Origin of the sequence: Pseudomonas sp. O230 (assembly GCF_045447035.1) — a bacterium.
GTDB lineage: Bacteria > Pseudomonadota > Gammaproteobacteria > Pseudomonadales > Pseudomonadaceae > Aquipseudomonas.
Genome location: NZ_JBJGXN010000008.1, coordinates 227886 through 249435 on the forward strand (window position 1 = coordinate 227886; position 21550 = coordinate 249435).

The 21550-nt window shown below is 56.8% G+C and carries 25 protein-coding genes and 2 tRNA genes; 16 read left to right on the forward strand and 11 right to left on the reverse strand.

The genetic code is table 11. The features are described from left to right. Window positions 1-72: 72 nt before the first annotated feature. The 4 genes from ACI77H_RS18950 to ACI77H_RS18965 all read left to right on the forward strand — a co-directional run bounded on the left by ACI77H_RS18950 (window position 73) and on the right by ACI77H_RS18965 (window position 2292). Window positions 73-148: transfer RNA gene (locus tag ACI77H_RS18950), tRNA-Phe, on the forward strand. Window positions 149-403: 255 nt separating this feature from the next. Continuing rightward, entirely contained in the window at window positions 404-655 is a 252-nt protein-coding gene (locus tag ACI77H_RS18955) for a hypothetical protein (RefSeq protein ID WP_407013250.1), read from the forward strand. A gap of 61 nt (window positions 656-716) precedes the next feature. Further along, window positions 717-1508, forward strand: coding sequence for a TSUP family transporter (locus ACI77H_RS18960; RefSeq protein ID WP_407013251.1), 792 nt, complete (start codon window positions 717-719; stop codon window positions 1506-1508). A gap of 322 nt (window positions 1509-1830) precedes the next feature. Beyond that, on the forward strand, window positions 1831-2292 hold the full coding sequence (locus ACI77H_RS18965) for a hypothetical protein (protein WP_407013252.1): 462 nt from the start codon (window positions 1831-1833) through the stop codon (window positions 2290-2292). A gap of 82 nt (window positions 2293-2374) precedes the next feature. Here the strand turns inward: ACI77H_RS18965 and ACI77H_RS18970 are convergent, their stop codons facing one another. Then, the gene (locus ACI77H_RS18970; RefSeq protein WP_407013253.1) at window positions 2375-2824 is read right to left on the reverse strand and encodes a carboxypeptidase regulatory-like domain-containing protein; all 450 of its coding nucleotides are present in this window, start codon (window positions 2822-2824) and stop codon (window positions 2375-2377) included. Between the two features lie 262 nt (window positions 2825-3086). Here ACI77H_RS18970 and ACI77H_RS18975 point away from each other — a divergent pair, with 262 nt between their 5' ends. From ACI77H_RS18975 to ACI77H_RS18990, 4 genes are all read left to right on the forward strand, one after another. Beyond that, window positions 3087-4145 (forward strand): YhcG family protein, encoded by a 1059-nt coding sequence (locus tag ACI77H_RS18975; protein WP_407013254.1) that lies wholly within the window; start codon window positions 3087-3089, stop codon window positions 4143-4145. 69 nt (window positions 4146-4214) lie between these two features. Then, window positions 4215-5195 carry an alpha/beta fold hydrolase gene (locus ACI77H_RS18980; RefSeq protein ID WP_407013255.1) on the forward strand — a complete coding sequence of 327 codons (981 nt, stop codon included), beginning with the start codon at window positions 4215-4217 and terminating at the stop codon, window positions 5193-5195. Between the two features lie 19 nt (window positions 5196-5214). Further along, window positions 5215-5628: a hypothetical protein gene (locus tag ACI77H_RS18985; RefSeq protein ID WP_407013256.1), complete on the forward strand. Its 414-nt coding sequence runs from the start codon at window positions 5215-5217 to the stop codon at window positions 5626-5628. A 6-nt stretch (window positions 5629-5634) separates the two neighbouring features. After that, a complete protein-coding gene (locus ACI77H_RS18990; protein WP_407013257.1) occupies window positions 5635-6087 on the forward strand; it encodes a hypothetical protein in 453 nt (150 codons plus the stop codon). A gap of 72 nt (window positions 6088-6159) precedes the next feature. Here ACI77H_RS18990 and gabP read toward each other — a convergent pair whose 3' ends face one another. Continuing rightward, window positions 6160-7551, reverse strand: a complete 1392-nt coding sequence (gabP, locus tag ACI77H_RS18995; protein WP_407013258.1) for a GABA permease — start codon at window positions 7549-7551, stop codon at window positions 6160-6162. A gap of 564 nt (window positions 7552-8115) precedes the next feature. On the opposite strand from gabP, the gene ACI77H_RS19000 reads away from it, so the two are divergent. From ACI77H_RS19000 to ACI77H_RS19030, 7 genes are all read left to right on the forward strand, one after another. Next, on the forward strand, window positions 8116-8889 hold the full coding sequence (locus tag ACI77H_RS19000) for an ABC transporter ATP-binding protein (RefSeq protein WP_407013259.1): 774 nt from the start codon (window positions 8116-8118) through the stop codon (window positions 8887-8889). 13 nt (window positions 8890-8902) lie between these two features. Further along, window positions 8903-9649, forward strand: a complete 747-nt coding sequence (locus ACI77H_RS19005) for an ABC transporter substrate-binding protein (protein ID WP_150631828.1) — start codon at window positions 8903-8905, stop codon at window positions 9647-9649. Window positions 9650-9727: 78 nt separating this feature from the next. Further along, entirely contained in the window at window positions 9728-10423 is a 696-nt protein-coding gene (locus ACI77H_RS19010; RefSeq protein WP_407013260.1) for an ABC transporter permease, read from the forward strand. Further along, window positions 10420-11109 carry an ABC transporter permease gene (locus ACI77H_RS19015; RefSeq protein WP_008041034.1) on the forward strand — a complete coding sequence of 230 codons (690 nt, stop codon included), beginning with the start codon at window positions 10420-10422 and terminating at the stop codon, window positions 11107-11109. The genes ACI77H_RS19010 and ACI77H_RS19015 overlap by 4 nt, the downstream gene beginning before the upstream one ends. Next, on the forward strand, window positions 11090-12319 hold the full coding sequence (locus ACI77H_RS19020) for a methyltransferase (RefSeq protein WP_407013261.1): 1230 nt from the start codon (window positions 11090-11092) through the stop codon (window positions 12317-12319). Before ACI77H_RS19015 ends, ACI77H_RS19020 begins: the two co-directional genes overlap by 20 nt. 297 nt (window positions 12320-12616) lie before the next feature. Next, a complete protein-coding gene (locus ACI77H_RS19025) occupies window positions 12617-13867 on the forward strand; it encodes a nucleoside deaminase (protein WP_407013262.1) in 1251 nt (416 codons plus the stop codon). A 119-nt stretch (window positions 13868-13986) separates the two neighbouring features. After that, a tRNA-Thr gene (locus ACI77H_RS19030) sits at window positions 13987-14062 on the forward strand. A 513-nt stretch (window positions 14063-14575) separates the two neighbouring features. Here ACI77H_RS19030 and rffA read toward each other — a convergent pair. The 3 genes from rffA to ACI77H_RS19045 form a co-directional block, all read right to left on the reverse strand. Beyond that, window positions 14576-15712, reverse strand: coding sequence for a dTDP-4-amino-4,6-dideoxygalactose transaminase (gene rffA / locus ACI77H_RS19035; RefSeq protein ID WP_407013420.1), 1137 nt, complete (start codon window positions 15710-15712; stop codon window positions 14576-14578). 126 nt (window positions 15713-15838) lie between these two features. Beyond that, on the reverse strand, window positions 15839-15973 hold the full coding sequence (locus tag ACI77H_RS19040; protein WP_407013263.1) for a hypothetical protein: 135 nt from the start codon (window positions 15971-15973) through the stop codon (window positions 15839-15841). A 25-nt stretch (window positions 15974-15998) separates the two neighbouring features. Further along, complete coding sequence (locus ACI77H_RS19045) at window positions 15999-17222, reverse strand: hypothetical protein (RefSeq protein ID WP_407013264.1); 1224 nt, start codon at window positions 17220-17222, stop codon at window positions 15999-16001. A 308-nt stretch (window positions 17223-17530) separates the two neighbouring features. Between ACI77H_RS19045 and ACI77H_RS19050 the strand changes: the two genes are divergently transcribed. Further along, entirely contained in the window at window positions 17531-17875 is a 345-nt protein-coding gene (locus tag ACI77H_RS19050) for a toll/interleukin-1 receptor domain-containing protein (RefSeq protein WP_407013421.1), read from the forward strand. A gap of 179 nt (window positions 17876-18054) precedes the next feature. Here ACI77H_RS19050 and ACI77H_RS19055 read toward each other — a convergent pair whose 3' ends face one another. From ACI77H_RS19055 to ACI77H_RS19080, 6 genes are all read right to left on the reverse strand, one after another. Beyond that, window positions 18055-18783, reverse strand: coding sequence for a hypothetical protein (locus ACI77H_RS19055; RefSeq protein ID WP_407013265.1), 729 nt, complete (start codon window positions 18781-18783; stop codon window positions 18055-18057). 174 nt (window positions 18784-18957) lie between these two features. Further along, window positions 18958-19668, reverse strand: a complete 711-nt coding sequence (locus ACI77H_RS19060) for an SDR family NAD(P)-dependent oxidoreductase (protein WP_407013266.1) — start codon at window positions 19666-19668, stop codon at window positions 18958-18960. A 42-nt stretch (window positions 19669-19710) separates the two neighbouring features. Further along, a complete protein-coding gene (locus tag ACI77H_RS19065; protein WP_407013267.1) occupies window positions 19711-20367 on the reverse strand; it encodes a DsbA family oxidoreductase in 657 nt (218 codons plus the stop codon). Beyond that, a complete protein-coding gene (locus ACI77H_RS19070) occupies window positions 20364-20585 on the reverse strand; it encodes a 4-oxalocrotonate tautomerase family protein (RefSeq protein WP_008025002.1) in 222 nt (73 codons plus the stop codon). The genes ACI77H_RS19065 and ACI77H_RS19070 overlap by 4 nt, the downstream gene beginning before the upstream one ends. 211 nt (window positions 20586-20796) lie before the next feature. Beyond that, window positions 20797-21081, reverse strand: a complete 285-nt coding sequence (locus tag ACI77H_RS19075; RefSeq protein ID WP_218536832.1) for a DNA-binding transcriptional regulator — start codon at window positions 21079-21081, stop codon at window positions 20797-20799. After that, window positions 21071-21388, reverse strand: a complete 318-nt coding sequence (locus tag ACI77H_RS19080) for a transcriptional regulator (protein WP_407013268.1) — start codon at window positions 21386-21388, stop codon at window positions 21071-21073. Before ACI77H_RS19080 ends, ACI77H_RS19075 begins: the two co-directional genes overlap by 11 nt. Between the last annotated feature and the right edge of the window lie 162 nt (window positions 21389-21550).

Genomic DNA, 21550 nt, shown 5'->3' on the forward strand with positions numbered 1-21550 from the left:
ACGGTAATAATTAAATATTTTTTGAAAACTTGCTTGACGACCCCCTGAAAAACCAGTTTAATGCGCCCCGTTGCCCAGATAGCTCAGTCGGTAGAGCAGGGGATTGAAAATCCCCGTGTCGGCGGTTCGATTCCGTCTCTGGGCACCAAATACCGAAAACCCTGAATCGCAAGATTCAGGGTTTTTTTATGCCTGGGATTTAGTGACGCGCCGTTTCACTCGTCGCTGGAGTCCCGAGAAGCCCGCACTAGTGATCGGCCCGCCTTTGCAGTCTCTCGGATCTGTCGGAACGCTCTGCCTTCCTTAACAGAAATGGACGACATACGCTGATCATCGGATTGGGCAGAATCGAAAAAGGAGCTGCCGCATAACCGGGAGCAGATACACAACAGGGATGTAGACGATGACTGACGCCTTTTACCAAGATGTCAAAACCGCTGAGCTTTTTGCTGAACAAGAAATCAAAATGCTCAGCTTTGATAGGTGGCAGTCGTCATTGCTAAGCCCGTTCCCTGAAGAACTGGCGCCTCGCTCTTGCGCCGCACTGTTGCGATGCCATCAGAGACAACAGACGTGCCTGGCGCGCATTTTCAGACTGTCGAAATTTTCGATCCCTCTTGTTATTTCAGAAGATCCGCCACTGCGGCGTGGCTGAATTCGGCTGTTGAACGACCAGTCGCCTGACTACTGGCCAATTTCTATGAAGAGGGAATGGAATGTCTTGGGATGTGATTGGCATGTTGGCGCTCGTCGCTTTTTGCGCCGGTTTTTTTGATGCGATTGCCGGAGGTGGCGGTTTGATCACCTTGCCTGCATTGTTTTTGGCAGGTGTAGATCCGATCAGTGCAATTGCAACGAACAAGTTCCAGGCGGCTTCGGCAACTATTTCGGCAACTGCTACCTTTGCTCGCAAAGGGATGATCGACTGGCGCGAAGGCCGTTTCCTGATGATCTGCGGATTTATTGGCGGCGCCAGTGGTGCCTTGCTGGTCAGTTCTATTGATAAGCGCTATCTGGAAGTTTGCGTGCCTATCATGCTGATTTTGGTGGCTATCTATTTTGCGCTCTCGCCAAAGCTAGCCAATGAAGATCGACGCAAGAGAATCGGTATTTTGCTTTTTTCGTTTACCGTGGCGCCGATCCTGGGCTTTTACGACGGCATATTTGGCCCCGGCGTGGGCTCATTCTTTATTGTCGGGTTTGTACTGCTCTGCGGCCTGGGCATGATGCGGGCCATGAGTTTTACCAAACTTGCCAATGCGTCATGCAACCTGGGCTCACTGTCAGTGTTCATTACCAAAGGTGTGATTATCTGGCCGATTGCCATAGCCATGGCTTTGGCGGCGTTCATCGGCGCCCAATTGGGGGCACGAGCTGCCGTTCGCGTCGGTCCGCGGCTGATCAAACCCATGTTGATCGTGGTCTGCTGCGCCCTGGCCATCAAACTGCTTAGTGTAGAAACCAATCCTTTACGAGTTGCAGTCATTAAATCGTTGGCTGGGTTATGACTAACGGTGCGGCGCTACCAGTACTTCTTGCCTTCAACGTTGATCGCAGCCGCCCCGCCGGGAGTGACGGGTCGACGATCCGGAAAAACAACACTCGCCACTAGCAAGGCTCTGTAGTAGCGTTGTGCCACGAACTCAATGAACGCCATGGACCTTGGCCAAGTTGATGCCAGCGCATTCCACTGCCCCGCAACGCAGCTGGACACAGCTTAAAAGGACAAGCGACACGCAAGGACAGCTTCCCCCGCAGTAACCACCAAAGCGTTACCACGATCAGTTTTAGCGCTACACATACCCCTAAGTCACAGGACATGGAAAAGTTATGTCAACAATCAATGAACTAAAAGACAAGATCGACACGAAGACCTGGAATCTGGTGTTGCTATCCATAGCCACTGCAGGGATCTATCTTATTTTGTGGCTATACAAAAACAGCAAAGTCATCAGTGACACCACCAAAGTTCGATTGGTTGATGATGTTTATATTATCTGGATTGCCGTTTGCGTTGGTTTAAGCGGTACCTTCTCAAACCTCAATAACGTGGCTCTGGATTTTACATCCGCCGTTCTCGGCCTTGCTGGTGGCGTGCTGTACATCGTATGGGCATTCAAGGCTAAAAAGGCACTGACGGAATATGCCCTCAGCGAGCACAAGATCGACCTGCGAATGAATGCCTTCTACACGTTCCTGTTCAACGTTTACTACATCAACTACTGCATCAACGATCTGCCGGAAGAACAGCGTAAGCAGCAGATCCTGAGAGGCCAGACCGCTCAAGCCTAAAACCACGCAATGGGCGGTCAGAGGATTCACTGCCGCCCATTTGCTGGAACACACGCTTCGGCCGGTCAACACCGGCAACCTCTTAGCTTTCACCGGCCCAGTGAAAGACCAGATTACGCGCAGGGCCACCTCCTACGTCGGCACTGTCACGCCGCTCCTCACCCTTTCGCGTGGCAACCACGGTGTACTTGCCGGGCGGTAGCTGAACATAAACCAGCGGGCCAGCCTGACTCAGTGTCAACACGGTTTGCCCTTGGGCTTTCTGAATGACCACGTCGACATCGGGAATGTATTTGTTCTCCGGCCCGACTGAAAACGTCATGTGCAAGTTATAGCCAGTCGTTTGCTGGATAGCCTTCGACTCATCCTCGCCAATACCACCGGACAGATAAGTAATTCCGTTTTGCTCTTGCCGTTGAACTTGCACGCCTGAGCTGTCGATGGGTTCAAGACTGGTGGCAGACAACATGAGCGGGAACATCAACAGGCCGACGGCTGCGAGGGGTAGAAGTAATGCATGTGTGCGTTTCATAGGGGGCGACTCCCGGGCTCAGCAGAACCCAATCGTTACTCCTTTTTAGATTTCATCCCGGAAACCCAAGTTTTAGATCGATTAGCACTTGGGATCACTGCGAAGTGGACTACACGCTGTATTCCTCGATCCCGGCTTTCCGTCGGAGCGATCTCGCAAAACCAATCGGGTTTTCCTTCAGGCTTACCAGCTGCGCCCGGCATCATTAACCCATCCATCTCTGCAATCCTCTTCTGCCTGTTCATCCAGCGGCGGACGATTTATGAACGAACTGAAACCCCAAAATACTCAAGACCCACATTTCGCCTCATTACTTGGAAATCTCGGTGAGCTCATCCGTGATTCGCGACATAAGGTGCTACGAGCGGTCGATACCGTTCAGGTACAAACCTGTTGGCAGATTGGGAGGCATATTGTCGAGTTCGAACAGGATGGGGCTCGGCGGGCGGGTTATGGGAAGCAATTGCTGGCAACGCTAGCCGAGGTACTGACCGCGGAGTTCGGGAGGGGTTCTGACAACTCCAACCTTCGCTACATGCGCCTTTTTTACCAAGCATTCCCAATTCGTGACGCACTGCGTCACGAATTGAGCTGGACCCACTACCGCAGGTTGCTGCGAGTCGATAGTGACACGGCACGTCAATGGTATATGGACGAAGCTGCCAGCCAAAACTGGTCATCCCGCGCTCTGGAGCGCCAGATCAACACCCTCTACTATGAACGCCTCCTGACAAGCCGCGACCGACCCGCCGTCATGCAAGAAGCCGCCACCAACATCCAGAAAATGAAAGCGCAGCCACGGGATTTCATCAGGGATCCGGTGATGCTGGAGTTTCTTGGCTCGACCAACGCAGGCCTCACCCAGGAAACCAATCTTGAGCAGGCATTGATCCATCAACTTCAAGCCTTCCTGCTGGAACTGGGCAAAGGCTTCGCCTTCATAGCCCGCCAGCAACGCATCAGTACAGAGAGCAAAGATTTCTATATTGATCTGGTGTTCTACAACTACCTGCTCAAGTGCTTCGTCATCTTCGATCTGAAGCGTGGCGAACTGACCCATCAGGATGTCGGCCAGATGGACATGTACGTACGCATGTATGACGACCTCAAACGCGAACCGGAGGATGGCCCTACCGTCGGCATCATTCTCTGTGCGAAAAAAGATGAATCAGTGGTGCGCTACTCGGTGTTGAAAGACAACGAACAACTCTTCGCCAGCAAATACAAAACGGTCCTGCCAACCGAAGACGAACTCCGCGCTGAACTGGACCGGGAACGGGCGGCAATCGAGGAGCGACTGCTCGATCAAATCCCACTGTAACCACGCATGGATTGTTCACCTGCCGCGCAAAGACTATCGTTGGCAACTACCCGCAAAGGTCCACGCCCGATGAATTTGCAGGACATGCCATTGGCCCCCACTCAAATCGAGTTGCCGCTGCCAATCGCCGTTTCTGGCGAACCGTTCAAGGAGCCCGCCGCAGACGGTTTCATCCTCGGCGGTTTCACCTGGCGGCACGCCGGTCAGGACATTGCGCACCCGGTCGTCATCATCAACGCTGCCACCTCCGTCCGCTGCCGGCATTACTCACGTTTCGCCGATTATCTGTTTGCCAACGGCTTCGACGTCATCACCTATGACTACCGCGGCATTGGCGAATCACGCCCTGCATCATTAAAAAATCTCGACGCTTCATGGTCCGACTGGGGCGCGCTGGATTTCGAGGCGATGCTCAAGCGCGCTCAGCGCGAGTTTCCCGGCCAGCCCATCGACGTGGTCGGCCACAGCTTTGGCGGCTGTGCAGCGGGCCTGGGAGCCTCAGGACATCTGATCCGACGCCTGGTGACCGTCGGTGCGCAATTCGCCTACTGGCGCGACTACGCGCCCGCTCATCGCTGGCGGATGTTCGGCAAGTGGCACGTGGTGATGCCGCTGATCACGCTGATCTGCGGATATTTCCCCGGCAAACGCCTCGGCTGGCTGGAAGACACGCCCGCCGGCGTGGTTCGCGACTGGAGCACGCCCACCGCCCGCTACGAAACGCGCCCCAGCGGTCGAGCCGTCGCCGCCAAGACCGGCGCCCTACCCTTTGCGACGATGACAGCCAAAACCCTGGCCATCAGCATTGCCGACGATCCTTACGGCACGATCCCGGCCATCGAACGCCTGCTCAGTTACTTCAGCGGCGGTACGAACACCCACCTGCGAATCGCCCCCGAAGACATCGGCGAAGCAGAAGTCGGACATTTCGCCTTTTTTCGTAGCGCATACCAAGCCACACTATGGCCCATTGCATTGTCCTGGCTGCAAAGCGGCGAACTGCCCCCCGACACCCCCGGGCGGACAGTGCCGCGCAGCGAGTCCTTTTAACGCACGACGGATCAAAACCATGGCCTCCGCCAACAAGCAGCAAAAACGCGCCACCCGCGCCAAAGCCAAGGCCAAGCAGAACCGCACCCAACGGGCTGCTGCGCCGGTCGAGCTGGACCCGAACGACGATCGCATCGACTTCGAATCGGTGGACCTCACCGAACTGTTCAAGAAAATGATCGACGCGGAAAAAACCAGTCAGCAAGCCATGTGCATCGCTTTCCTTGAAGACCCATTGCTGGAACTGGTGTACGAGCAAGAAGGCGAAGAAGGTGCAATGGACTTCATCCTCGCCGCGCTGATCGAATACCGCCAATGGTCCACCGAAGTCGACGAAGCCGGTGCCCTGGCGTGGATCGAATCCCCGGCCTTCCAGGCTGATTATGTGGCGGCGTCCGACGTGATCGCAGCCCAAACCCAACAGAAAAACTGAGTTCCCATGGCATCCCTGAACAAGCAACAAAAACGCGCCAAGCGCGCCAAGATCAAAGCCAAACAGATCAACATCCACGGCAGAAAACCCGCCGCGCTGGACGATGACCTGGGCGACATCGGCGAGCCGGTCCCGGAATACACCCTGGCGATGTTCAGTAAAATGCGCGACGCGGAAGCCACCAGCCGCAACGACATGCTACTGACCCTGCTGACGAACCTCGCGCAGATCATCAGCGACCACCCAGAACTGCTGGACATGGAAAACGCTGACAACGAAGCCATGGCCGCCACCCACCTCGCCGCCGACATGCTGATCGACTACCGCATGTGGACCGACGGCATGGACCGCGACACCGCACAAGCGTGGCTGACCGACCCGCAGTTCATCACCGACTTCGGCGATGCGCTGGACAGCTATCGCCAGTCGCTGGACGCGCAGGAAGAAAAAGCCGAGTAAGCACCACCGTCAGAAACAAAAACGGCCGCTCGTCATCACTGACAGCGGCCGTTTTGCGTCACGCGGTAAGAATCAGTTCAGCACCACCGCGCCAACCTTTTGCAGCTTGCGACGGCGAGCCACAAACAGCCCCGCAGCCACCACACAAAGGCTCAGCAGACCGGTCGCGAGGATTTCCACGCGGTGGGCGTCCTGGAACAGCATGATGGTCAGGGCCGCGACGATGAAGACGATCACCGCGTAGGTCAGGCCCGGGAACAGCCACATGCTGAAGGCGATTTTTTCACCGCGGGCCACACGCTGTTTGCGCATGCGCAGTTGCGAGATCGCGATCACCAGGTACACCAGCAACGCGATGGCGCCGGAGCTGGCCAGCAGGAATTCGAACACGGCGGCCGGGGCCACGTAGTTGGCGAATGTGGCCAGGAACGCTGCGCCAGTGGACAGCATCACCGCCCAATATGGCGTGCCGCTTTTGTTCGTGCGCGTGGACACGGCCGGTGCATCACCGCGCTTGCCCAGGGAAAACATCATGCGCGACGACGTGTAGAGCGCCGAGTTCAGGCAGCTGGTCACAGCGACCAGTACCACGATGTCGACGATCATCTTGGCGTTCGGGATGCCCATGCGTTCAAGCACGGTCTGGTAGGAACCGAGGGCGGCCAGTGCCGGGTCGTTCCATGGCACCAGGGCCACGACGATGAAGATCGATACCAGGTAGAACAAACCGATCCGCCAGATCACCGAGTTGGTGGCCTTGGAGATTTGCTTGCCAGGGTTCTTCGATTCCGCGGCCGCGATGGTCACGATCTCAGTGCCCATGAAGGAGAACATGGTGGTCAGGATAGCGCCGAGCACAGCCCCCATACCGTTAGGCAGGAAGCCTTGGGTGTCGAACAGATGCGACACACCGCTGACCTGACTGGTCGGCAGGAAACCGAAAATGGCCAGAAGGCCAAGGCCGATGAAACCGATGATCGCCACGACTTTGATCAGGGCGAACCAGAATTCAAACTCACCGTAGTTCTTCACGCTGAACAGGTTAGTGACGGTCAGCAGCATCGTGATGACCAGCGCGAAGGCCCAGATGTCCACGCCGGGGAACCAGGCATGCAGGATCGTCGCGGCGGCGTTGGCCTCCAGCGGAATCACCAACACCCAAAACCACCAGTACAACCAGCCGATGGTGAAACCGGCCCAGTGACCGATCGCGCGATCGGCATACGTCGAGAAGGAGCCGGTGTCTGGCGAGGCAATCGCCATTTCACCGAGCATGCGCATCACCAACACCACCAGCATACCGGCGGCGGCGTAGGCCAACAGCACGGCCGGGCCTGCTGCAGCGATTGCGTGGCCCGAGCCAACGAACAGGCCGGCGCCGATAACCCCGGCAATCGACAGCATGGTCACATGACGCGGTTTGAGCCCCTGTTCGAGGCCGTTAGAGCTTTGGGTATTGCTCATTGAAACTACCTTTGTAAGGAAAAGCGAATGCGTGCATCCCCCCGTGAACTCTCTTCTGTAAAAAGAAACAAACGGGGCGTTCCGGAATCTGCACGCAATAATTGCGCCAAAATGTTTCAAGTCTCGCTAATCCGGCGATCTCGCCCTGACCGGACAGTCATCGCAAGTCATTGAAAATAATGGCACTTTGCCAGAGCGTTACCCTGCGACTCACTTAATGAACGAATCGGCGCACCGGAAACACACCGCAAAAAAGCGCATCGCACAATAAAAGTGCAGATCAGGAACGTTTGGCCGGTTAGCGCTTCCAACACCCCGCCAAAGCTGGCAACATCGCGCCCTTTTTTGCGATAGCCGCCGCGCTTTTAAGTTAATGCCGAGGTTAAAACGGCTGTTCGGTTGATAGCAGCGCGACAGTCTGCTGTACCGATGCGACAACCTGTCACATGCCACCCGTTTACCGCCCTTGGCGCTGTTGGCTGCCATTCAGACGCTATGCTAGGTTGGCCGCCTCGCCAGGAAGGCCCGCCAACAGCAGGAGCGCAACATATATGAGGAACGCACATGGCTGAGGCCCCGCCCGCGCTTGAAATCCGCAACTTGCACAAACGCTACGGACAGCTTGAGGTGCTCAAAGGCATCTCGCTGACCGCCCGCGACGGCGATGTGATCTCGATCCTGGGTTCCTCCGGTTCCGGCAAGTCCACGTTCCTGCGCTGCATCAACCTGCTGGAAAACCCGCACCAGGGTCAGATCCTGGTGGCCGGCGAAGAACTCAAGCTCAAAGCCACCAAGAATGGCGAACTGGTCGCAGCCGACGGCAAGCAGATCAATCGCCTGCGCAGCGAGATTGGTTTTGTGTTTCAAAACTTTAATCTGTGGCCGCACATGAGCGTGCTCGACAACATCATCGAAGCGCCGCGTCGCGTGCTCGGCCAAAGCAAAGCCGAAGCCATCGAAGTCGCCGAAGCCCTGCTGGCCAAGGTCGGCATCGCCGACAAACGCCACGCCTACCCGGCGCAACTGTCCGGCGGTCAGCAACAACGCGCCGCCATCGCCCGCACGCTGGCGATGCAGCCCAAGGTGATCCTGTTCGACGAACCCACCTCCGCCCTTGACCCGGAAATGGTCCAGGAAGTACTTAATGTCATCCGCGCATTGGCCGAAGAAGGCCGCACCATGCTGCTGGTCACCCACGAAATGGGCTTTGCCCGTCAAGTGTCCAGCGAGGTGGTGTTCCTCCACCAGGGCCTGGTAGAAGAGCAAGGATCGCCACAGCAGGTGTTCGAAAACCCGCTTTCGGCGCGCTGCAAACAATTCATGTCCAGCAACCGCTAACGGAGCTACCCGCATGCAGAACTACAAAAAGGTCTTCCTGGCAGCCGCCGTCACCCTGGCATTCAGCGCCGGTGCCATGGCCGAAACCTTGAAGATGGGCATCGAAGCGGCCTACCCGCCGTTCAACAACAAAGATGCCAGTGGCAATGTCGTCGGCTTCGACAAGGAAATCGGCGACGCCCTGTGCGCCAAGATGAAAGTCGACTGCACCGTGGTCACGTCCGATTGGGACGGCATCATCCCGGCCCTCAACGCCAAGAAGTTCGACTTCCTGATCTCCTCGATGTCGATCACCGACGAGCGCAAGCAAGCGGTCGACTTCACCGACCCGTACTACTCGAACAAGCTGCAATTCATCGCCAAGAAAGACGTCGATTTCAAAACCGACAAAGACGCGCTGAAGGGCAAAGTGATCGGCGCCCAACGCGCGACACTGGCCGGCACTTGGCTCGAAGACAACATGCCAGACGTTGAAACCAAGCTCTATGACACCCAGGAAAACGCTTACCTCGACCTGACTTCCGGTCGTCTGGACGGCATCCTGGCGGACAAATACGTCAACTACGAGTGGCTGAAAAGCGACGCCGGTCGCCCTTACGAATTCAAAGGTGACCCGGTGGAAGAAAGCGACAAGATCGGTATCGCCGTTCGCAAGAACGACCCGATCCGCGAGAAGCTGAACGTCGCGCTGAAAGAAATCGTCGCTGACGGCACCTACAAAAAGATCAACGACAAGTACTTCCCGTTCAGCATCTATTGATTCTGACCTGCCGGACCGGCGCCGTTCTCTGACGGCGCCAGTCCCCGGCATTGCCTGCCGCGATTTGAAAAGAAATCCATGACTATCGATCTCTACGGATTCGGCCCGGCGCTCGCCGCTGGCGCGCTGATGACTGTGAAACTGGCACTCTCGGCCCTGTGCCTGGGGCTGGTACTCGGTCTGCTCGGCGCCTTGGCCAAGACTTCCCCGTACAAGCCGCTGCAATGGCTTGGCGGCACTTATTCGACCCTGGTGCGTGGCATCCCGGAATTGCTCTGGGTGCTGTTGATCTACTTCGGCACGGTCAACCTGATGCGTGCCTTGGGCGAGTTTTTCGGCAATCCCGATCTCGAACTCAATGCCTTCGCCGCCGGTGTCATTGCACTGGGCCTGTGCTTCGGCGCCTACGCCACGGAAGTGTTCCGTGGTGCAATTCTGGCGATCCCCAAGGGTCACCGTGAAGCCGGCGTGGCTCTGGGCCTGTCGAAATTCCGAATTTTCACCAAGCTGATCATGCCGCAGATGTGGCGCATCGCACTGCCCGGTCTGGGCAACCTGTTCATGATCCTGATGAAAGACACCGCACTGGTGTCAGTCATCGGTCTGGAAGAAATCATGCGTCACGCGCAAAACGGCGTAACCGTGTCCAAGCAACCGTTCACCTTCTATATGGTGGCGGCATTCATGTACCTGGGCCTGACGATTCTCGCCATGACCGGCATGCACTTCATGGAAAAACGCGCCGCTCGCGGCTTCGCGAGGAGCACCCAATGAACTGGGAAGTCATCATCAAGTGGCTGCCAAAACTGGCTCAGGGCGCAACACTGACCCTAGAGCTCGTGGCCATCGCCGTGATCGCCGGCCTGTTGCTGGCGATTCCGCTGGGCATCGCGCGCTCGTCGCGCCTGTGGTGGGTGCGCGCATTCCCCTACGGCTACATCTTCTTTTTCCGGGGCACGCCGTTGCTGGTTCAGTTGTTCCTGGTCTACTACGGCCTCGCGCAGTTCGACGCAATCCGTAACAGCTCGATGTGGCCATACCTGCGCGATCCGTTCTGGTGCGCCACCGCCACCATGACCTTGCACACCGCGGCCTACATCGCCGAGATCCTGCGCGGTGCGATTCAGGCGATTCCACCGGGCGAGATTGAAGCGGCGCGCGCCCTGGGTATGTCCCGCGCCAAGGCGTTGTTCTACATCATCCTGCCCCGTGCCGCGCGCATCGGCCTGCCGGCGTATAGCAACGAAGTGATCCTGATGCTCAAGGCCAGCGCGCTGGCCAGTACCGTGACCCTGTTGGAACTGACCGGCATGGCCCGCACCATCATTGCCCGAACCTACCTCCCGGTGGAGATCTTCTTCGCCGCTGGCATGTTCTATCTGCTGATGGCTTACGTGCTGGTTCGCGGCTTCAAGCTGCTGGAGCGCTGGTTGCGCGTCGATGCCTGCCAAGGGCGTTGATTCCTGCGTGTTGACGGGCGACGCCTTGCTCGCCCGTTTCACGGCGCTGGATGCTTTTCTGATCGAGCATCAGGCGCTGTGGAAGCCTCGACCGTTTACTCATCTGCAACTTTCTTGGGAAGCGTCCTACCCGGAGTTGGCTGGATGGCTACGTGGACGGTCGCTGGAAGACGCGGAAAACAGTCATAACCAACCTTGTCTGCTGGATGCGCCGGAGCCGTTTGCTTCGTTGGCGGCGCAATCCCTTGAACTGGGTTCGGTGGGCGAGTTACCCGCTCATGCGCTGGAGACAGCCGGGCATCGCTTGAATGTCGATGTGCCGGGGCGCAAGTGGCAGCAGATCGAGGCGTTTGCCAGCCGCTTGACGTTTGCTGCGCCGTCGACGCATTGGCTGGATTGGTGTTCGGGCAAAGGTCACTTGGGTCGACGGTTGCTGCAAACCGGTCAGCAGCTCACTTGCCTTGAATACGATCCGGCGCTCGTCCTTAGCGGCCAGGCACTCAGCCAGCGTCATCAGTTGCATGCGTTGCATGTCGAGCAGGATGTGCTGGCACTTGGCGCCGCCTCTTTGCTGAACGCCGATCACACGCCGATCGCACTGCATGCCTGTGGCGATCTGCATGTGCGCCTGATCCAGCTCGCCAGCGCCGCCGGGTGCAAACAAATGGCTGTTGCGCCGTGTTGCTATAACAGGATCAGTCTTGCTGCGTACCAGCCAGTTTCCTCTGTCGCTTTGCGCTCCGACCTACAGCTGTCACTCGATGATCTCTCACTGCCGATGAGCGAAACCGTCACCGCCGGTGCCCGTGTCCGGCGTCAGCGCGACACGTCCATGGCCCGGCGCCTGGCCTTCGACCTGCTGCAACGGCAACTGCGCGGCGTTGACGAATACCTGCCCACGCCTTCCCTGCCCAGCGCCTGGCTGGACAGCTCTTTTGCCGACTACTGCCATCATTTGGCCGCGCTTAAAGAGTTATCCACAGTCGGCCCGCAAGACTGGTCAGCGCTCGAAGCCGCCGGTTGGCAGCGACTGGCAGAAGTACGCAATCTGGAACTGCTGCGTGGGCTTTTCCGACGCCCGCTGGAGCTTTGGTTAAACCTTGATCGAGCACTTTTCCTCGCCGAGCAGGGTTATACCGTTCGACTCGGCACCTTCTGTGAAACCCCACTCACGCCGCGCAATCTCCTGCTGCTGGCGGAGCGCGCCTAAACAGCCACAGCCTGTGGATAACTCTGTTGATGAAATATCGTGGATCCAATATTCACGCCTGTTTCAGGGCTGAAACTACACTGTTCAATTTTTGTACACCCGAATAAAAAACCGGAAAAACAGGCGTTTGCGAGAAAATGAGAATGGATCCACATTTTCGATCTTAATCGCGTGCGTCGGTCTCGTCGTTGTGCATAAGCATTAAGCCAAAAGAACATAAACGACCCGCTAATCCTCAACTATCTTTGCCATGCGTCAGAATTCTCTGATGTCAGGGACAGCAAGGAGCTGGGAAAAATGAGCACATTGAACAGTGCGCAGGAAGCCGTCGATACCGTCGCCAACGAAGCCATTTACGCTGCGCTGCAGCAAACCTTCGCGGTGGGCGGCGCCATCATTAACAACGCAACAGGCGAAGTCATCGCCGCGCTGCACAACAACGTACTGATGCCTTTCCCAGGCAGTGGCATGACTTACTTTCTACCCCATGACCCGACCGCCCACGGCGAACGACAGTTGGTCGACTGGTACTACGAAAACGTCGCCCCACTAAACTTGCCACCACCTAATCAACTGACCGTCGTCACCACGCTTGACCCGTGCGCCATGTGCGCCGGTTCGCTGCTGACCGCAGGATTCAACGTCGCCGTCAGTGCGATCGATGATTACGCAGGCATCAACTACAACAGCCAGTTCACCTTTCCATCGCTGCCGCCGCAAATTCGCCAGCAGGCGCAGGACACTTGGGGCTATTACGCGATTGCAGCGCCGGTCAGCCGCGCCTATCAGGGTTCGAACAGCCCGGTGTTTGCCAACCAGACGATCGACTCGGCGGCGTACTTCCTGTGCAGCTCGATCTTCTCCGCCAGCGTCAACACCGTGCGCGATGCCAGCAACAACAGTGGCCTGCCCCCAGATCAACTGCAAAACCCGGCAAACCTGCCGGCCAACAGCAAAGTGCGCCAAGCGCTGACGGCGCTCAGCCCGTTCGCGCTGACCGTGCAATCGGCGAACCCACGCGACCCCGGTGCAGAACTTGCCCCGCCGCTGCTGAAAACAGCACAACCCAACCCAAAAACTCCGGTATTCAACTCGGTAGCGCTGATCGATCCGTTCGGCAATTTGCTGGTGTGCCTGGGCGGCGCGGAGAACCTGTCGCCGATTCGTACAGCGTTCATGGAAACAACCCGCAACTACGCCGTCATGCGTTGGACCCTGATGAACGACCCCGACCCGGCCGTTCGCGCTGAAGCCGGGCAATACCTGACGCACCCGAAATACGGCACATTCGTCTTCCTCTATGCCCCCGACCCAGCAACGCCGCAAGCCGTGATGACCTTCGGCGCCTACGGTTCGACCATGGAAGGCCCCGTGCCGCAAAGCTTTCCGTCCAACCTGCAATACGTGCTGCTGCCGGGCAATACCACCGCCCAAGCGTTGTCGACACTGGCCCAGAACCTGCCGCCGTTCTATACGCAAAGCGTGCAAGTGGCGCCGGCGCAGGTGCTGAGTCAAGACTTGATCAACGCGGTTAAAAACGGCGTGTAATGCTGCGCTGACCAGCTCCGCAGAAGCGTCTGCGGGGTTGGTCTGACGGCTGTATAAAAATAGTCTGAATTCAGGGGTTTACAGAACCAACGCAATCGCTATAATCGTCGCCCTAACACGCCGGTATAGCTCAGTTGGTAGAGCAACTGACTTGTAATCAGTAGGTCCCGGGTTCGACTCCTGGTGCCGGCACCATACAAAACGAAGCCCTCGTAGAAATACGAGGGCTTTGTTGTTTCTGGGGTTTCATACCCGGTTTGGTAACAGCCTCTCAGTTGATTGGGGGGGGGCAGCCTTTTTCACTGGCACCTCGCCGCGCTGCTGGGTGGGCTCCCGCGTTTGTTTTACGCCGAAAGGACTCCCCATGTAGCGCAATGACCGAAACTCGCTTCAGACCCACCAGCCAACCTCCTGCCACCCTTTCCTCCTCGCGGAGGAAACACCACGCCGAACATAGATCTGCCCCCCTCCCTGCTGTTCAAACTCGTGGCACAAATCCACCAGGAAGTCGGTCGGATTGCCGGTCTGTCCTTCAGTCACACGATGCACCAACACGCCCGAGGCGGCTTCCCGCGCGACAAGCTCGCACACTGGCGGAGTGCCTGGCCTTCTTGGGCTACAAAGAACGCGCCGAGCCGAAAGCTGCTGCGATAAAACCCGGACTCGGGATCGTGCCGAACTCCGGCAAGAGTGCTTGTCGAATCAGCGTTACAGTTGGTCCCGCAAGACTTCCACCACACGTTCCTGCTGCTCGACCGACATGCCTACCCAAAGCGGCAGTCGCAGCAAGCGCTCCGAGAGGCTCACCGTGTTGTCCATGGCGCCATGGACACGGCCGTAACGCTGGCCAGCCGGCGAGGAGTGCAAGGGCACGTAATGGAAGACCGAATTGATTCCCTCTCGCTTGAGGCCATCGAGCACCGGTTGTCGCGGCACGTCTGCGGGCAGCAGCACGTAGTACATGTGCGCGTTGTGCTGGCAGTCGGCCGGCACGATAGGGCGGCGCAGTGCCCCGCTGGCTTCCAGCGGCGCCAGCAATTCGTGATACCGCTGCCAGATGGCAAGCCGCGCCTGCGTGATGTTTTCGGCCTCTTCCAACTGCGCCCAGAGAAACGCAGCAATCGCGTCCCCCGGAAGGAATGACGACCCGACTTCCTGCCAGGTGTATTTGTCGACCTCGCCGCGGAAGAAACGGCTACGGTCAGTGCCTTTTTCGCGGATGATTTCTGCGCGCAACACATACGCAGGATCATTGACGAGCAATGCGCCGCCCTCGCCCGAAATGACGTTCTTGGTCTCATGGAAGCTAAAGGCGCCGAAGTCCCCGATACTGCCCAGAGGCCGGCCCTTGTAAGCGGCCATGACCCCCTGCGCCGCATCCTCGACCACCTTCAGGTTGTGACGCTGGGCGATCTCCATGATCGTATCCATCTCGCAACTCACGCCCGCATAATGAACCGGCACGATGGCCTTAGTGCGCGGCGTGATGGCCGCCTCAATCAGCGCCTCATCCAGGTTCAGGGTATCCGGACGGATATCGACGAACACAGGAACGCCGCCGCGCAAAACGAAGGCATTGGCCGTGGAAACGAACGTGAACGAAGGCATGATGACCTCGTCGCCCGATTGGATGTCCAACAACAACGCGGACATTTCCAGCGCTGCCGTGCACGAGTGGGTCAGCAAGACCTTGCTCGAACCGGTACGTTCGGCCAACCACTCATGACACCGCTTGGTGAACGGGCCATCGCCGGCGAGGATATTGCCGAACTTGGCTTCAGCGATGTAATAAAGTTCTTTCCCCGTCATGTAGGGGCGATTGAACTGGATCGTTTTGTCTTCCATCATTTGAGCCTTCGCACGCAAATTTTAGTCGGGCCGAACTAGACATCACATCGTTATGCAAAGTGGGGGGCATCCACTCTTTTTCCGGACGAAAAGCCGCCTGGAAACACCGACCGGAAAGCTCGCTCACACCTTGATGAGCAAACACTCCAGCCACATCACGAAACCAAACAGCACATTGAGCGCCTTGGGTACCGCTAATTCGGCGGTCTCGCTAGTATCGCCCCGCTGTTGCTTCTTGGCGCAGCGTGAAATCATCATCGCCGGCAGCCGTTGACGACGGTCTTCATGGGTGCTTGCCGCTAGGTTCCCAGGCGTTCGGGTAGACACACCCTGGGCATTTTGCCTGCGCGACCTGCTGGAGATGGAAGGAAATGCAGAACAACAGCGCCAGTGCCCAGAAACGCAACGCAGCCGGTGAAGGGTTGTACGCAAAATTCAGAACAATCGCGACAAAAACCGGTGCCATCAGCAGGTAGTCATACAGGTACGGATGAATGGTAATGGCCTGCGGCCACAGCAGGCAGGTCATCACGTATTGCGAAAAAAGCAGGTAGTAGAACATGCTGATGCCGGCCACCGGCGAGGTCCCCGCCGGTGCCGCAACGCCGGCAGGCTCACGCCGTTTGACCATGCGGAAATAGGCCAACTGGGCTACCAGGAACAGGATCGGCACGGCAATGGGCGGAATTGGCCGCGGGTCCGCCGGATCAAGTATCGACTTCAAGATGTGGGTGAAATAAGAGGTGTCGCCATCCAGACCAGCGCGAAACAGCCAGCCGCTGTTGGACGAGCTGAAACCCAGTGCCTTCGATATCAGTGGGGACGGCAGATAGAAGGCAGCGGCCGCAACGAAAGCCACCAATGCCAGACGACACATCCGTCTGTCGAGACCGTCGCTGCGGCATGCCAAAACCAGCAAGGCAGCGCCCAGCAACCCCGCCGAGACCGGATTAAACAAGGCAAAAAACACGATCACTGTTATGACCGCTCCGGACCGTTCCTGATTTTTCCAGATCAAGAACGCAGCCAGCGCCTGGAACGCAAATATCAATGGAAACGGATTGTCGACGTTGAATCTGGCCGAAGAAATCCAGAATCCCGGCATCGACACCATGAATACGACCGATAACAGAATCAGCAGTCCCTGACCGAATGCCAGGCGCTTTTCCACCAAACGGGACAGAAAAAAGAACGTAACGCCTGCCAGCGAAATGATGTTCAGGAAAGCCCCTGTCACTCTCATCGGTAATGCCGGCACATACATTTCCAGTTTAAAGAGGGAGTACATGTAGAACAGATAAGCCGTGGAGTGGTTGGAATACGCGATCTTGTTTGCGTAGTGCTCCATCGAATAGAAGACGAGGAAACCGTGCTGCGAAAAAGCGTGTTGCTCCCAGATGGGAAACGTGATGTTTCTCAGGCGCTCGGGCGCGTTCACAATTTGGCCTACCGCTGCCCGGAAGCCCAGTGCGTACACCATGCCGATGGTTATAACGACTGCCAGCAAGTATAAGCAGCAGAAAAACTTATTATTTCTTATAAAGATCATCTTTTCTAATATTCACAATAAGCTTGGGATAATTGGTGCCAGTGCGGGAGGCCCAACGCGGCGTTTGCTGCCAAACAAAGAACCGGGTAGCGATCGGGGGAATGGCCCGTAGAATAGAGGATTACGTTCAGGCGGCGGCGCAATCATAGTCTAGATGCAGGGTCTGGTGAAGCGCTCCTCGTAGAGAATGACGAATTGGTTCATCGTGCTTTTCCAGTCGTGGGCGGGCGTTGGCGAAGCTGCGAACCACACGCGCGCAGGCAGTAATGGTCTTTCCGAGGCGATTAGTCTTTGATGGCAGACGCTCGGATGACAAGCCATTTATTGAGGGCGCTATCCCAAATCTGACAAACAAGGGCCAACCTGTTTGGTATGACAAAATCAATATTGATTATGGTGAGAAAATCGTTACGGCAATTCAGCAAGTCATATCCTCATCTGGTGCCGTGGTGTTTTTCGTTACGCCTCACTTTCTGATGTCTCTTGTTGCAGAAACGGTTCGCTCAAAGCTGCTAGAGCCAGACCCACGCACCAAACCAGGATCACCCATATTCCTGAAAAAGGCAGCCGTGATGGGCTCGTCACGACGCCCTGCGGTGCTTTTACATTGAAGGCCCGATTCTTGAAGTCATAGCTTTCAAGTGTGATACCGGCACCCCGGCGGAAACCCTCGATGCCATCGCCGCCCACGGGGCCGCCGTCAAGGCAGCACATCAAGCCCTCGTATCGGTGCGAGGACTTTGTTGTTTCTGCGGTTTGGAAACGCAGGCCTTATTGATCCACGGGCGCTCTAATTACCCTTCTGGCATTGCTCAAGAATGAGAACTGCCCCCGGATAATGAAACCCGGACGTGCTGGTAACCAAACCACTCTCCGGATCCGGAAAGTAGGCCGCCATGTAATGGGTCCGACCAGCTGTCCGGCTACTCAACTGCTCATGAAGTTCTTCGTACCAAGCCTTGATGTAGGCCGTGACCGGTTTTTTGCCCGAGTTTTCCAGCAATTTCTCGAAATCTGAATCGGGAAAGAACGGCGCGGCGAAAGTAGCTGAAAATCGGTAGTTCGCTTCCTGCACACTCAACTCTCTAACATTCTTCCAGGCAGATTTCTTTTTCTTGAAGATGTTCTTGCTACGAGGACCCGTTGCGGTGCGCGTGCCAATTCGTTGCCATGCCTGCTTGGCTTCGAATGCAAAAGAAACTTCGGGTGTTTGCACCATCAGATCGGCACGACCGATGCGATGATTTTTCTCAAGATTTTCATCAGGGGCCCCGCGCTTGGTCGTGCTGTATTCCTCAAGCGCCGACCACTGATTGATCCATGCCGCGCCCGCCAAAACGCTGATGCTGGTCCGCTCGTTGTACCACCACGGTGCATCACCGAAGGACTGTCCAGTCGCTTTATCAACATTGCGCAGGTAGCGGTCAATCGACTTTTTCCACCCCTGCAATAGCTGCCGGATATGTTCATCGTGTGCGAAATGTTCAGTGTTGAAACCGTCAATGGTAAAAAAGCTCATGAAATTATCTCAATTCCTTTTGGGCGCTGTGGCAGGGACAATTATTGATGGCCACTAATACGACATCATCCGCAATAACGCCAGCCAACTGCCGGATAAATGTGGGCGAAAAATAAAAAAACCCTCGCGGCAAGGCGAGGGTTTTGTTGTTTCTGCCGTTTGGAGAAGCCGGTCTTAGTGACCCGCGCTCTGCCCACCATCCACGTGCAGGATTTCACCCGTAACAAAGTTGGCGCTGTCCAGATACACAACCGCCTGAGCAATGTCGCTGATCTCGCCCATGTGCCCGACCGGGTGCAGAGCGCCCAGTGCTGCGTGGGTTTCTTCGCCGTGCATCGGGGTTTTGATGATGCCTGGGGAAACCGCGTTCACCCGAATCCCGCGCTTGGCGTATTCGATGGCCAGGGATTTGGTCGCCGCGTTCAGGCCACCTTTGGTCAGCGAAGCGAGTACCGATGGCACGCCGTCGATGGCGTGGTCGACCAGGCTGGTGGTGATGTTGACGACGTGGCCGCTGCCTTGTTTTTCCATCTCGGTGATGGCGAGTTGGGTGATGTAGAAGAAGCCGTTCAGGTTCACCGACAGCACATTGGCGTAGTCTTCAGCGGTGTACTGGGTGAACGGTTTGGCGACGAAGATCCCGGCGTTGTTGATCAGGGTGTCGACGCGGCCGAAACGTGCGATGGCTTCGCGGATCACTTGTTGAGCGACTTCCGGGTTGCCGATGTCGCCGGCCACGGTGAGGATGTCTGGATCGGTGGATGGCTTGATCGAACGCGAAGTGGCGACAACTTTGTAATCCAGATCACGGAATGCCTTGACCATGCCTGCGCCGAGACCTTGGGAAGCGCCGGTGATAACGATGACTTTTTTCGAATTGCTCATGATGAACCTCTACTCATAAATGATGGTTTGAAAAGTAATGAATCAAGCTTCGGCGGGTTCCTTCGCCATTTGTCTCAACATCTGTTCGTAGTACTCGACCGACTGTGAACCGGACACCAGCTGACGACCGTTGAGGATCATGGCCGGTACCGAATTGATGCCGTGTTGCTGGTAAAACGCTTCAAGTTCACGCACTTCTTTGGCGAACGCGTCGGACGCCAACACTTCTTGAGCCGCTGCTGCATCCAGCCCTGCTTCTGCTGCCAAACGGACCAGCGTATCGCGATTGCTCGGGTTCTGGCCGTCGGTGAAGTAAGCGCGTAGCAGGATCTTTTTCAGTGCAACCTGCCGCCCTTCCTGCAACGCCCACAACAGCAACCGATGCGCATCAAACGTGTTGTAGAAGTGGCTGCGCTTTTCCAGATCGAAGGTGAAACCGATGGCCTCGCCGCGAGCGATCTGCATGGCTTTACCGGCGGCAACATCTTCGGCAGTGCGGCCGTATTTGCGCATCAAGTGCTCGACGGCTTTCTCGCCTTCCGGCGGCATGTTCGGGTTCAACTCGAAGGGCTTGTAGGTCAGCTCTACCGAGACCTCACCGGCCACGTTCGCGATCGCCTGCTCTAACGCCGTCGCGCCCAATGCACACCAAGGGCACACCACGTCGGAGATGAAATCGATGGAGACCGACGCAGTCACGACTTGCCCTCCTTCTCAGCCAGTTGCTTGCGGTACTGGGTGGTGGTGATGCCGGCGTAGCCCCAGTTATCGGTGTCGACTTCTTCGATCACAATGTGGGTCAGGTGCGGGTCTTTCTTGAGCACGCGCTCCAGTGTTTCAGTGATTTCAGCGATCACCTGAGCTTTCTGCTCAGAGGTAACGCCATCGCGGGTGATGCGTACGCTTACGAAAGGCATGAGGAAGATCTCCAGTGACCTGCTCATCGGGATGATGGGTAGGTGTTGGAGTTCAATGTAGGAGTTTGGGGGGTGGGGATAAAGGTGGGGGCGGGAACATCATTAGTTACGTGGTGTAATGACCAGCTCGAGATGTACGCTGAAAAAATGGAACAGTAATCTTTAAATGGCCAGATTAGTTACGTGCAACAAATCTGGCCTTTCCTTAGTCCTAGACTGCTTGCAGGTCACGCAAAGCCTCAGGATGCTGACTCGCAACACGCAGCAGCGTTTGCGCCGCTCCCGTCGGTTGCCGACGCCCTTGCTCCCAATCCTGCAACGTCCGCAAACTGACCCCTATCAGCTTCGCGAACGCACTTTGAGAAACGCCCACTTTGGCACGCGCTTCAGCAGCTGCTGACAGCGGCACCTCTGTCACGCGAGCCGCTTTGCCGGCTTTCATTTGACGCACAGAGTCCAGCAAGTCCTGCTGGAATTGCTCCAGTTCATTGACCATTGCTGATTTCCTCCTTCAGATGCTTAAGGAAGGCTGCGGGCAAATTGTCGAATTTCGCCTTGGTGTAGGCGATCAGCAACCAGATAGAGCCTTCTGAGAGCGTGTTGTAGTAAATGACACGTGTACCACCTCGTTTGCCCATCCCGCTACGGGACCAACGAATCTTGCGCAGACCGCCGCTGCCAGGAACCACATCACCGGCCAACGGATTAGCCGCCAGCCAGGTAATGAATTCATGACGTTCGCCATCGTCCCAGATGGATTCTGCGTAACGCTTGAAAATTTCGGTTTCGATAATCGTGAACATGAGCCCGACTATACGGCCTTGCCGTACATAGGAGCAATGCGCGTTTGTCAGATCAAGCTCCTAAACTTTCCACTCAGGCCACCACCTAGCCACGATTGCGCATCCTCCCCCCTCAAGCTACCTTCAAACCGTCGCTGCCAATTCAGCGACCGGGCCTGAGAA